At 32.4% G+C, this 12,402-nt stretch carries 10 protein-coding genes, 3 tRNA genes and 1 pseudogene; 8 read left to right on the plus strand and 6 right to left on the minus strand.

Annotated elements, in window-relative coordinates; all coding sequences use genetic code 11:
- Window positions 1-118 precede the first annotated feature (118 nt).
- The 3 genes from KPL51_RS18750 to KPL51_RS18760 all read left to right on the plus strand — a co-directional run bounded on the left by KPL51_RS18750 (window position 119) and on the right by KPL51_RS18760 (window position 402).
- A tRNA-Gly gene (locus KPL51_RS18750) sits at window positions 119-193 on the plus strand.
- A gap of 5 nt (window positions 194-198) precedes the next feature.
- A tRNA-Gly gene (locus tag KPL51_RS18755) sits at window positions 199-272 on the plus strand.
- A gap of 53 nt (window positions 273-325) precedes the next feature.
- Window positions 326-402 (plus strand) — tRNA-Arg (locus KPL51_RS18760).
- Window positions 403-575: 173 nt separating this feature from the next.
- Here the strand turns inward: KPL51_RS18760 and KPL51_RS18765 are convergent.
- From KPL51_RS18765 to KPL51_RS18775, 3 genes are read right to left on the minus strand one after another with little or no spacing between them, the layout of a single operon-like run.
- Window positions 576-1,157 carry a manganese catalase family protein gene (locus KPL51_RS18765; protein ID WP_216164880.1) on the minus strand — a complete coding sequence of 194 codons (582 nt, stop codon included), beginning with the start codon at window positions 1,155-1,157 and terminating at the stop codon, window positions 576-578.
- Between the two features lie 3 nt (window positions 1,158-1,160).
- Window positions 1,161-1,448: a spore coat protein CotJB gene (locus KPL51_RS18770; protein ID WP_216164883.1), complete on the minus strand. Its 288-nt coding sequence runs from the start codon at window positions 1,446-1,448 to the stop codon at window positions 1,161-1,163.
- Window positions 1,448-1,702 (minus strand): spore coat associated protein CotJA, encoded by a 255-nt coding sequence (locus tag KPL51_RS18775; RefSeq protein WP_224853478.1) that lies wholly within the window; start codon window positions 1,700-1,702, stop codon window positions 1,448-1,450. The genes KPL51_RS18770 and KPL51_RS18775 overlap by 1 nt, the downstream gene beginning before the upstream one ends.
- A 354-nt stretch (window positions 1,703-2,056) precedes the next feature.
- Here KPL51_RS18775 and KPL51_RS18780 point away from each other — a divergent pair, with 354 nt between their 5' ends.
- Window positions 2,057-3,280, plus strand: coding sequence for a hypothetical protein (locus KPL51_RS18780; protein WP_216164887.1), 1,224 nt, complete (start codon window positions 2,057-2,059; stop codon window positions 3,278-3,280).
- A 94-nt stretch (window positions 3,281-3,374) separates the two neighbouring features.
- Here KPL51_RS18780 and KPL51_RS24680 read toward each other — a convergent pair whose 3' ends face one another.
- The 3 genes and pseudogenes from KPL51_RS24680 to KPL51_RS18790 form a co-directional block, all read right to left on the minus strand.
- Window positions 3,375-4,307 (minus strand): cell wall-binding repeat-containing protein, encoded by a 933-nt coding sequence (locus KPL51_RS24680; protein WP_512699093.1) that lies wholly within the window; start codon window positions 4,305-4,307, stop codon window positions 3,375-3,377.
- A pseudogene (locus KPL51_RS18785) lies at window positions 4,290-7,499 on the minus strand (bifunctional metallophosphatase/5'-nucleotidase); the annotation flags it as partial. The pseudogene KPL51_RS18785 and the gene KPL51_RS24680, both read right to left, overlap by 18 nt.
- A 365-nt stretch (window positions 7,500-7,864) precedes the next feature.
- A complete protein-coding gene (locus KPL51_RS18790; RefSeq protein WP_216164892.1) occupies window positions 7,865-8,293 on the minus strand; it encodes a hypothetical protein in 429 nt (142 codons plus the stop codon).
- A gap of 367 nt (window positions 8,294-8,660) precedes the next feature.
- Here KPL51_RS18790 and pyrB point away from each other — a divergent pair, with 367 nt between their 5' ends.
- The 4 genes from pyrB to pyrF all read left to right on the plus strand — a co-directional run bounded on the left by pyrB (window position 8,661) and on the right by pyrF (window position 12,287).
- Window positions 8,661-9,587, plus strand: coding sequence for an aspartate carbamoyltransferase (pyrB, locus tag KPL51_RS18795; RefSeq protein WP_216164895.1), 927 nt, complete (start codon window positions 8,661-8,663; stop codon window positions 9,585-9,587).
- Entirely contained in the window at window positions 9,587-10,021 is a 435-nt protein-coding gene (locus tag KPL51_RS18800) for an aspartate carbamoyltransferase regulatory subunit (protein WP_216164898.1), read from the plus strand. Before pyrB ends, KPL51_RS18800 begins: the two co-directional genes overlap by 1 nt.
- Window positions 10,022-10,167: 146 nt before the next feature.
- A complete protein-coding gene (locus KPL51_RS18805; protein WP_216164901.1) occupies window positions 10,168-11,364 on the plus strand; it encodes a dihydroorotase in 1,197 nt (398 codons plus the stop codon).
- Between the two features lie 59 nt (window positions 11,365-11,423).
- Window positions 11,424-12,287: an orotidine-5'-phosphate decarboxylase gene (pyrF, locus tag KPL51_RS18810; protein WP_216164904.1), complete on the plus strand. Its 864-nt coding sequence runs from the start codon at window positions 11,424-11,426 to the stop codon at window positions 12,285-12,287.
- Window positions 12,288-12,402 lie beyond the last annotated feature (115 nt).

Here is a 12,402-nt window from a genome sequence, read left to right on the forward strand (position 1 = left end):
AATGGCAGACGCACTAGACTTAGGATCTAGCGCCTTACGGTGTATGGGTTCAAGTCCCTTCACCTGCACCATTACTATTTACAAGTAAAATGTTATAAATAAATTGCCATGAACATATGCGGGGGTGGCTCAGTGGTAGAGCGTCACCTTGCCAAGGTGAACGTCGCGAGTTCGAATCTCGTCTCCCGCTCCAAATATGCGGGTATAACTCAATGGTAGAGTGTTAGCCTTCCAAGCTAATTACGAGGGTTCGATTCCCTCTACCCGCTCCAATCTAAGTCTTTAGTATTTATACTAAAGACTTTTTAAAAATTTTTTTTATTTTGCGCTCATAGCTCAGTTGGATAGAGTTGCAGACTTCGAATCTGAAGGTCGAGGGTTCGACTCCCCCTGGGCGCACCAACAAAGCCTTGCAAACATTATGTTTGTAAGGCTTTTACTTTTGCCAAAAATCAGTTTTGTCTGTAATTCCTTTGAGCACAAAAAATTAAAAAGGGAGCTAACTGCTCCCTTTTTTCACTATATAAATTAATATTAACATTAAATAATTAATACTTAGTTAAATAGGATCTTAATTAATGCATTATAAATAAATGTGGTTGTTGTAGATGATCCTGTACAATTCTTAGAGCTTCACCAAATCTTTGATAATGAACAACTTCTCTTTCTCTTAAAAATTTTAAGGGTTCTATTACATCTGGATCATCAGCCATATTAATTAGATATTCATAGGTAGCCCTTGCCTTCTGTTCTGCGGCTAAATTTTCAGTAAGATCTACAATTGGATCCCCTTTTGATTGAATATATGATGCATTAAATGGAACACCAGAAGCACTTATAGGGTATATTCCTCTACCGTGGTCTACGTAGTAGGCTCCCATTCCTTCTTTTTCAATTTCTTCTAGACTTGCGCATTTCATTAGTTGCCTAACCATACTAGCAACCATTTCCATGTGAGCTAATTCTTCGGTGCCTATATCATTACAAGTTGCTATAGCTTCTGGGGTTATCATTGAAAATCTCTGACTTAAGTATCTTAATGATGCTGCTAATTCACCATCGGGTCCCCCATATTGAGTAATAATAATTTTTGCCATTTTAGGACTTGGAGTTTTTATTTTTATTGGATATTCTAAGAACTTATCGTATGTCCACATAACTTAAACATCCTCCTTTTCAAACTTAAAATTAGCTTCATTATCCCAAGTCCATGGTTCATTATTCCATTGCCATGGATAAGGGCTTAAGGAGTTATTATTAGTCAACATGCCATAATTCATCTCATAGTTATCTTTTAGTACTCTCCACTGTATAACAAAATTATTATACTCTACGATAGCCTCTCTATCCATTGGATGGGTATTAAGGAACAAAGCTAAGTCCGTTATCATAAATCGTGTAGCGCTAATTTGTTTCATCATTTCCATTTTATTCATTTCATTTCTCATTAGTATCTCTCCCCTTGCATTGTTTCAAGTTGACATGGTCTACTTTTTTTGTCCTCACCTTTGTAGGGACTGTAGAGTTCGGGGAAAGCAGTTCCTCTTCTTAGTGCCTGAATTGGTGCGAATAGAGCACAAAGGAATTGGTATGGAACGTACGCAGCAGCTAATCTAACATTTTCAATTACAGTTTCTTGTGGTATGCAACCGCTGATTGCATTGCTTTGTGGTATTTTTTTTTCCATATCTATCTGTTTCAATTTGAACCTCCAGAAAATATTAAGTACATAATATTATATGGACACATTTAAAATAGTGTGTATAGATTTATTAATCTAGTTCTAAATTATACTATTCACATTTTAAAACAAATTTATAAGGTAAATCTTGTATAATTTGTAGTTATTTATTGTTATATTTATTGTTATATTTATTGTTATATTTATATCAAATTGAACCTTTACTTTTGTGTTATATAATGGTAATATTTTAAATATATATAATTGTACATTTGAGGTAAGTATTGTAACATATGCAAACAATGTATTTGTAAAATTTACAAATATATTTTAATAAATTATGAAATAAATATTATTATTAATGGGGGCGTAAAAATGATAAAAACAAAAAGATTAGTAGCATTAAGTATTGGTTTGATTATGACAGCTTCACTATTTACTGGATGCTCAACTGATGGACTAGTTCTTATGAATGCTTTTGGAAAATCTCAAGAAATAACTTCTATGCAGAGCCAAACGGATATCTCAGTAAAAGTATCTGGTTCTAAAATGTCAGAACAGGAGCAGCAAATGATGAGTACAATGTTGCCTATGATAAATGGTGCGAATATTTCTGTATCAACTAAAATTAATCAGAATAAAGAGAAAACAATTGGTAAAATGCAAAGTGATATTTCACTAAAATCAGACCAATTGCCTGAGCCTATAAGCATGAGTGTTTGGGCAGATACAGATATGAGTGGAGATGTTCCTGTAGTTAATGAGGTGGTTAAGATGCCTCAATTAATGACCGCTCAGTTTCCAAAGAAATTACAGGGCAAAGAATATATGGTAATGAACTTATCTGATATGACAAGTGCACCAGGTATGGTTCAGCCTAATTATAAAAAGCTTATTTCTTTTAGCAAAGAATTTCAACCTAAATTTCTTGATTTTATTGCTAAGTACTCAAAACAATTTAATCCTACTACAGATTATATTAAAAATGTGGCAAGTCAAAACTTTTTAGAAGATAATATAATGAAATCTGCAGACGTTTATCAAGTGAAATTAACAGATAAGTCCTTTAAGGATTTAATGCATTACACTTTGAACAATCTTGCTGGAAATGCTGATGCCATGACATTTGTTAAGGATTATATGTTAGCTATAAGCTCAATTTATGATGTAACTGATGCAAAAAACAAAACTAATAAGGATGAAATAAACAAGGCATTTGATAATTTAACAACTGAATTACCACAACAACTTGCAACTTTAAACAAAGCATTGGATGCTATTGAGGGTATAAAAATTCTTGGAGATAATGGAATTACAATCAATTATACTGTTAATGATGATGGATATGTTATAAAAGAAAAGGGCAATGCTGAATTTGTTGTTGATTTACCTAGCATAATTAAATTGGCTGGAAACACATCAGTACCCAGCACTTCAAGCGACCCAACTGGTGTATATACCATAGGAGTAAGTTTTAACACTGATATGACCAATATTAATGGAGATGTTAAAGTTGTATTCCCAAAAGTAGATTCAACTAATTCATTTAATTTCACTGATGTAATGAAGTTAGCTTCTGAAGAATTACCAACAAAATAATAAAAAATTAAGACCTCATTTCTATAAGTTCTAGAAATGAGGCCTTAATTTTTTTTGCTTAATTAATAGTTTTTATTGTTATTTTTAAATCTTGTTATTGTAGTAGTGAAGATGCTATTTTATTACTAACTACTCCTTCTCCACCAAATACAATTACATTTGTTATCTTTTGTTTATTTAACAAGGCTTTCTGCTTAGTTACATCTTTATTGTCCACAAGCAGAATACTACAATTTTTTCTTGCAGCCAGGACCGAGCCACTTAGAGCATCTGGGAAATTTAATCCAGTAGCCACAGCTGTAGTAATTGTAGTTAGATTAAAAGTCTCCATTATCTTCATGGAAGTTTCATACCTATTAGCTCCACCCAATCTTACTATAGTTATTTTACTGTTTAGTTTTTTAATTTGTGTTTCGATATTAGTGCTAAGCACTCCTGTTCCGCCTATTAAATATACAGTTGTTGGTTGTATATTAGTAATGTCTTTACTAACACTAGCTGATAAACTATTTTTACCATTTAATAACATTGAATAACCTTTTATATCAGCTATGCTTGATATGCTTAGTGCATCTGCAAAACTATCTCCTGTAGCGATAACAATGTTTGTACCTTTAGCTACATTTTGAAAATCAACTATTTTTTGATTTGTTTCATAACGATCCTTTCCACCAAGTCTTACTATTTTATATCCTTTAGTAGTTAGGTAATCTGAAATATTACTACTAACTGCACTGGTGCCACCTAATATATATATGCTTTTGTCTTTGCCTAAGGTTGTAGTAATATAATCTAATATATTTTTGCTGTCATTAACAGTTTTGTTAACTAAAAGCATTGGTGCATTGTATTTATAAGCTATTCCAGAACCAGCTAAACAATCAGCGAAATCATTTGCTGTAGCCAGAACTATAGCATCTGGTGTTTTAGTAGCATATTGCTCTTTAGCTATAGCTATAGAAGTTTCTATTCTATTAAGTCCAGCTAATCTTTGTACATTAGCGGGAGCTACAGAGGCTCCAGTAATTTTCCAATTATTTGTTGAAGATGGGGTTATAGTCTTATTGTCTTGAACATATTTCATCATTAAACTTCTAACCTGACCATCGTCTCCAAGTAATTTTGCTGAATCGTAAGTAACTAAAGATGCATCAGTGTTGCTTATTCCGGCTGCTGCCATGAAACCTCCACCACCGTTGTATCTGTAGTTGTTTATTGCAACTGTAAATACATCTGAATCCTTAATTAATTTTCCATTAACTTTTAGGTTCTTTATTCTATTTCCAGATACTATTTTTTTAGAAGCTGGGTCAATTGTTCCTGCTGCTTCTTTTAAGTCAATATCATAACTTGCTCCGTACAATTGATCTAAATTATAATCTGCAATATTAAGTGTTGGATCTTTTACTACTGCCTCTGTAGAAGTTGATGTTTGTTTGTAGTATCTTACTGTATATTCCATCCAATCCTTTATTTGTTTTCCGTTCATTTTTACTCCATAAAGGAAATTCTCGTATATATATACTCCCATAATATCTTTAATGGAAATATCGCCCTTTGGAATATATGCTTTTAAACTTAGTGGAGCTGCTATTGAAAGCTGTGTTTTAGCTGCCCCAGCTTGAACTTTGTTGATCAATTCCATTATTTCAGTTGGCTCAGTAATTTGATTGTCACCTTTATATTCTCCAGTGGACTTGCCAAGTACTGTTGAAGTATATTCTAATGTTTTAGCTTGATATGGTGCAATTAATGAAACTATTGCTGCGTCATCTGCAACTTTATCCATGGATACATTTTTAGTATTTAATCCTGTAACATTTCCAGTTCCATCAACAGCTATATCAATTTGTGAAACGTTTTGTGCCCATTTACCTGGTTCAATAACTGGAACAACTTTTCCTGCTGCATTTTTTAGGGTTAAGTCATTGACAACATTATGAACATGACCTGCAACTATTGCATCTATTCCATTTACATTTGTAGCTAAAGCTTTTATTTGATTTTCAGGAATAACATCGGCTGCGCCTTCTTCTCCACTGTGTGCGGATACTATTACAACGTCTGCTCCTGCTGCTTTTATGATCGGAACCCATTTTTTAGCTTCATCTACCAAATCATTAAAATGTAACCCTGCATAATGAGCTGCATCTTCCCAATTTGGTACAGTTTTTGTTGTAAGACCAAGGACTGCCACTTTAATTGTTTTGCCACCAACGACAAAAGATTTAATGATGTATGGTTCAACGAAATTTGTATTATCGGTTTTATAAGTATTTGCTGACAACATGGAAATACCTTGAGCCTTAGCATCAGCCTTAATTCTATTTAATGCTTCAAGTCCGTAGTTAAATTCATGATTTCCCAGAGTCCAACTATTATATTTCATAGCACCCATAACTGCTGCCATTGGATATTTTGTAGTTTTATCTAGCATATTATAGTAATAAACAAGTGGAGTTCCTTGAATAGTATCTCCATTATCTATTAACATTACATTTGGGTTAGTTGCTCTTAATCCCTTAACATAAGTTGAAACCTTTGCAAGTCCTTGTCCTTTGGATGGGGCTGCATTTGTTCCATAATCAAGGTTTAGAACATTTCCGTGTACATCTGAAGTTGCTACTACTGATATTGTAGCTACTATTTTATTGTCTATTCTATTATTCATTGCAACTGTCATTTTGCCGTTAGCTCTAACATCAGCATTTAAAGCATCTCTTACAGTGTAATGTGAATCTACGAGGCTTGTAACTATTTGAGGTACTAAGAAACCTGTAAAGCCATCCCCACCAGTTGCTACGAAATCTGGGGCATTTACTTTTACTATGTCTGTATCCTTAACAACTGTACTATTGCTTTCTCTTATTATGCTTTGTACTCTCTGGCCTAGTACTTCTGGTGTTGTAATTTTTCCATCTGTAGCAACTACGGCTGCCTTATAAGATGTTTTTGACGAATCATATGTGAATTTAACTCCAGAAATTTGTATTCCTTTGCCGTCCTCTTGAACAGCTTGCTCAAAAATATATTTAAGCTGTGCGCCTGTCATTGTTGTAGTACAAATAGTATTATCAAAAGGCATAATATTAAATATTGTTCCAACAGTTACATCACCTGCTGAAATTGGACTTAATCTAATACCTCCATTATTTACCATTCCAACTTCTGCAGGTGATTCTTTATAATTTTTTACAACATCTGCCATCCAATTTCCAAGTTGTGATTCGCCATAAGGGGCATCCACTTGGTCTTTAGTTAAAGCAGTAGCATTAGTTCCTATTTTTTCATTAAATACTGGAAGTAATGCTGCGCTAGCATCATCAACGATTTTCTTACATTCAGGATCAGTTGCTGAATCTACTGTAGTTGTAAGTGCTTTATAATTTTGACCTGCAGCTGAAAATGTAAGTGCATTAGAAGTAGCATCAACTGTAATTTTTAAATCTATATAACCTTTACCTGATGAATTTGCTATTAATGTAGGTACGTCCATGCCATCCGCATCTTTATTTACAAGATCTGCGATACTATGTGTATGTCCACCAAATACTGCATCTACTCCATGTAATTTATTAACCATAGTATTAAGTGATGTACCACCATCATGTACATCTGCGAGTATTATATCAGCTAGATTTCCATCTCTAATTTGTTTTGCTACTGCATTAATTTCTGTAGCTGTATCTTTAAAATCAAATTTTGATACTAGTGCTGGCATAATTATAGTTGGAGCATCTTTAAGTATAGCTCCAATAACTGCTATTTTTACTCCATCCTTAGTAATTATTTTATATGGTGCGTAGGGTCTAGTATTTTTACCTTTGTCATACATGTTAGCACAAACAATACTATAGTTTGCACCAATCATAGTTTCGGTATTAATTATATCAAGTCCCCAATCAAATTCATGATTACCAAGTGTTGTAACTTCCATTCCCATATTTGATAATACTTTTTGAACTGGAACTCCACGTAATACATTAGACACTGGTGTTCCTTGATATAAATCTCCACCACCCATAATTAATGTTCTATCTGGATTAGAAGCTTTTACATCCTTAACTGCTTTTGCAAGCGCTGCGCCCATAGGCTTTGTATTACTAGAATCTAGAAGTGCCCCGTGAAAGTCAGTAATCTCAATAATGTCAAATACCTTGTTACTTGTAGCTGCCTTTGCTGTCATTGTAAAACCAGAAGATAATAAACTAATGGTCATTAAAAATGATACAGCTAAGGATGTCCATCTTTTTGCCTTTGTTGATTTAAATGTTTTAAACAAAATATCACTCCCCTTTAATATTTTTTTTGAAACCCCGTTGAATATAAAACCTAAAATTTATCAATGTGTAAACGATACCACATTCTGTTAGTAGGTATGTTCATAATTATAGTACATTACTATAATTTTGTAAATATTAATAATTATATATATTAATACAATAATTTACCTATAAATATAGTGAAAAAAATGGAATTAATTTGAAGAATATTCCTATTTAACCTAATATAATACAAAAACCACCTTAAATTATATTTAAGGTGGTTTTTTATAATTTACATAAAAATTATAAACTTTTCAAACTATTTATCCCATAGTGTTTTCATAATGTTGTCATATTCATCTTCGACAGCTCGTGATAGAACTGAAAGTATAGTAATAACTAATTGTGCATCAAAATTATCACTAAAAGGTATGCAACATTTAGCATTTATTATATTATCTATTTCATAAAAAGATATGAATTTATAACAACTATTAAGGTCATTTAAAAGCTTGTATAATTTTGCTTTTACATTTTTATCATTAATAACATTAGCTATATCATATATGTACATATCAGCATAGGCATCATCATCAGTTATAGCTACAACGACTTTAACTTTGGCACCTTTAATCGATTGCTCTTCAGGAATGACAAAAGTTGTAAAACCCTCGATATTTTTATTGGTAACCATTGGTATGGAATTTTCATTTATAAATATTTGGAATAAATCAGCACTTTTTCCCATGTTTACGCCCCCATTAAAATTTTATTAGTTTGCTTTTTTAAATTACGGTATTAAAAGAGATAAAGACAAAATTATTATCTCATAAACCAACAAATATGTAAATAAAACAAGGAGCTATTTATATAATTGGGTTGACATAAAGCTAATTATATAGTACCATAAATGAAAGAATAAATAATGAATAACCTTTAATTTAGTCCGAGAGGCTGAGAAGGAAGCAAGTTTTATATTGGTATTGCTACGCCTTCTCATAATAGAGATGGCGTTTTTTATTTATTTAGGAATTATGAAATAAATAAATTTAATATTAAAAGTATTGTAGTACCTTTAAATTTAGTCCGGAGAGGCTGAGAAGGAGAGGATGTATATGTTAAAAGGAAGACATTTAATTGACCCAATGGATTTTACATTAATGGAGCTAGAGGAGATTTTTAATTATGCAGATGAAATAATTGAAAACCCTGCAAAGTTTTCTCATATTTGTGATGGAAAGATTTTGGCAACATTATTTTATGAACCAAGCACAAGAACGAGATTAAGTTTTGAAGCGGCAATGTTAAGACTTGGAGGTCAGGTATTAGGTTTTTCTGAGGCAAAATCAAGTTCAGCAGCAAAAGGAGAAAGTGTAGCAGATACTATAAGAACCGTAGAGTGTTATGCAGATATAGCAGCAATGAGGCATCCAAAAGAAGGAGCTCCGAAAGTTGCATCTATGAATTCTAAAATGCCAGTAATAAATGCAGGTGATGGTGGACATCAACATCCAACTCAAACACTAACAGATCTTTTAACCATAAGAAATATTAAAGGAACCTTATCAAACTTAACTATAGGAATTTGTGGAGATTTAAAGTTTGGTAGAACAGTTCATTCATTAATTAAAGCCATGTCAAGATATGAAAACATAAAATTCATACTAATATCACCAAATGAGTTAACAATTCCAACGTACATTAAAACAGAAGTATTGGGGAAAAATAATATAGAGTTTTTGGAAGTTGAAAAATTAGAAGGAGTTATTGGCGATTTAGATATTCTTTATATGACTAGAGTCCAAAAAGAAAGATTCTTTAATGAGGAAGATTATATAAGACTTAAAGACAGTTATATATTAGATAAAGATAAAATGAAAAAGGCTAAAAAAGATATGATAGTTCTTCATCCACTGCCTAGAGTTAATGAAATAGCTGTAGAAATTGATACAGATCCAAGGGCTTGTTATTTTAGGCAAGCAAAATACGGGATGTATGCAAGAATGGCACTTATTGCTAAACTTTTGGGGGTGGATAAATAATGGTTACAATAAATAGTATAAAAAGAGGAATAGTAATAGATCATATTAAAGCTGGTGTTGGAATAAAGATATTTAAATACTTAGGACTTGATAATGCGGATTATACAGTGGCACTTATTATGAATGCAACTAGCAAGAAACTTGGACGCAAAGATATAATTAAGATTGAAAATGAAATTGATATAGATTATACAGTGCTAGGTTTTATAGATCCTAATATAACAATAAATATAATATCTGGAGAAGAAATTGAAAACAAAGTTAAATTGCGGTTACCAGATAAAATCGAGCATGTTATAAAATGTGACAATCCAAGATGCATAACATCTGTAGAACAAGAAATCTTGCAAAGTTTCTACTTAGCCGATAGAGAAAAGGGCGAGTATAGATGTATATATTGTGATGAGATTAATAACCCTACTAGTAAATTATAAAACATGTAGTTTTAAACTGAGATTTAATTCTACAAAAAAATTTAAACACATTAGAATAAATATATGGTCAATATACTAGTATATTGACCAGGACAAGGATTTGCAGCTCCGCAGGGATGATTTAATGTGAGGGGAGGGTATATAACATGGAAATATTAATTAAAAATGCAAGAGTAGTTGATTCATCACAGGATTTTATAGGTGATGTTTATATAAATAGTGGAATAATATATGAAATAGGAAAAAAACTAGAAAAAGACTGTGAGGTAATAGACGGAGAAGGATATATTTTAGCCCCTTCTTTTATTGATCTTCACAGTCATTTTAGAGAACCGGGATATACTTATAAAGAGGATATATTATCTGGAAGTAAGGCTGCCTCTCGTGGTGGATATACTGCGGTAAATCTTATGGCAAATACAAAACCAGTCTGTAGCAGAATGGAAACTATAAATAAGGTATTAAAAAAAGCTAGAGAAATAAATCTAGTAGACATTCATCAATGTGCATCTATTACAGAGAATCTATGGGGAGAATCTATAGATCATCTATATGAGTTAACTAATGAAGTGAAGTTTATATCAGATGATGGCAAAGGGGTTGCCAGTAGTAGAGTAATGCTGGATGCTATGGTAGTGGCTAGAGAAAAGAATTTAACAATAATATCCCATGCTGAGAATGAGCAATTGGTAGATCTTGATACTAGACTTGCTGAAAATATGATGACATGGAGAGATATAGCCCTTTCAAAATTCACAGGTTGTAAACTTCACTTAGCGCATGTTAGCACAAAAGAAGCTATGCAAGATATTATAGAGGGAAAGAAGCAGGGGGTACGAGTAACCTGCGAGGTTACGCCACATCATTTAGCATTAACCGAGGAAACAGTGTATAGAGTAAATCCGCCTATAAGGAGTCCTGAAGATGTGGCTTTTTTAATCGAAGCTATAAAAGATGGTTTTGTGGATACTATATCTACTGATCATGCACCACACAGTATTGAGGATAAAATAAATGGAGCACCTGGTATATCTGGCCTTGAAACTGCGTTTCCTGTTTGCTTTACTAAATTGGTAGGAGAAGGGCATATAACTCTAAATAAACTATCTGAATTGATGTCAAAAAACCCAGCCAAAATAATGGGGCTGAATAAGGGTGAAATTAAAATAGGATATGAGGGAGATTTGGTTATTTTAGATACTAAAACTAAGTACAATATTGACACCTCTGAATTTTTATCTAAAGGAGGGAATACTCCCTTTGAGGGGAAAACTGTAACAGGTAAAGTAATTTGCACCATTAAGGCGGGGAATGTAGTTTATAAGGATAAGATCTTCAGATAAATATTTTATTCACAAATAAATATTTTATTCACAAATAAAATAGCAAAGGTGGAGTTAAGTTGATTATAGATAAATTATTTAAAAGTGTAGAAAACAATGGACATGTATGCATAGGACTAGATACAGCAATGGAATACTTACCGGCGAATTTTAGAAATAAATATGAATATGAGGATTATGCCTTATATAGATTTAATCAGCAAATAATTGATGCTACTTTTGATGTAGCAGCTTGTTATAAGGTGCAAATAGCATATTATGAAGCTCTTGGACTAAAAGGTTTAAAAGTATACAAAGATACATTGAAGTATATAAGAAGTAAAGGCGGCATAGTAATTGCAGATATCAAAAGAGGAGATATTGCAAAAACTGCGGGAATGTATGCTAAAGCTCATTTTGAAGGGGATTTTGAAAGTGATTTAATAACTGTAAATCCATATATGGGAATGGATAGTATACAGCCGTATCTTCCTTATTTAAAAAACAAGGAAAAAGGATTGTTTTCACTAGTAAGAACCTCAAATAAAGGTGCAGAAGATATAGAGTATATAGAAAACAAAGAAAATAAAAAGGTTTATGATGTTGTAGGGGAAAAGCTATTGAAGATCGGAAGCGAATTTATGGGAGAATGCGGATATAGCTCGCTGGGTGGAGTTGTTGGGTGCACTCATATAGATGAAGGATTAAAGATGAGAAAAAACTTAGAAAAAATGTTTTTCTTAATACCAGGTTATGGAGCTCAAGGTGGTGCAGCTGAGGATGTGGCCATATATTTAAAAAATGGAAATGGTGGCGTAGTAAATGCCTCTAGAAGTATTTTGCTTGCATATAAGAAGGTAGAAAATGGAGAAAGCCATTTCGAAGAATGCGCTAGGCAGGAAGCAATAAAGATGAGAGATGCCATAAGAAAAGCTGCAAAATAAGAAAAACTGCATTATATGAAAAACTATATTATAAGAATTAAATCTATAAATTTAATTCTTATAATGAGGGCATAAATAAGATGGTCCATGATTTTTATTAAGATACTGGAGGAGT

This window comes from Clostridium bowmanii, from assembly GCF_018861315.1.
GTDB lineage: Bacteria > Bacillota > Clostridia > Clostridiales > Clostridiaceae > Clostridium_AD > Clostridium_AD bowmanii.

Bases quoted from the DNA above. Each gene is read 5' to 3' on its own strand.
- KPL51_RS18800 (WP_216164898.1), top strand. From the start codon at position 9,587: ATGGTTACAATAAATAGTATAAAAAGAGGAATAGTAATAGATCATATT.
- KPL51_RS18790 (WP_216164892.1), bottom strand. From the start codon at position 8,293: ATGGGAAAAAGTGCTGATTTATTCCAAATATTTATAAATGAAAATTCC.
- KPL51_RS18765 (WP_216164880.1), bottom strand. From the start codon at position 1,157: ATGTGGACATACGATAAGTTCTTAGAATATCCAATAAAAATAAAAACT.
- KPL51_RS18780 (WP_216164887.1), top strand. From the start codon at position 2,057: ATGATAAAAACAAAAAGATTAGTAGCATTAAGTATTGGTTTGATTATG.
- KPL51_RS18805 (WP_216164901.1), top strand. From the start codon at position 10,168: ATGGAAATATTAATTAAAAATGCAAGAGTAGTTGATTCATCACAGGAT.
- pyrB (WP_216164895.1), top strand. From the start codon at position 8,661: ATGTTAAAAGGAAGACATTTAATTGACCCAATGGATTTTACATTAATG.
- KPL51_RS18770 (WP_216164883.1), bottom strand. From the start codon at position 1,448: ATGAGAAATGAAATGAATAAAATGGAAATGATGAAACAAATTAGCGCT.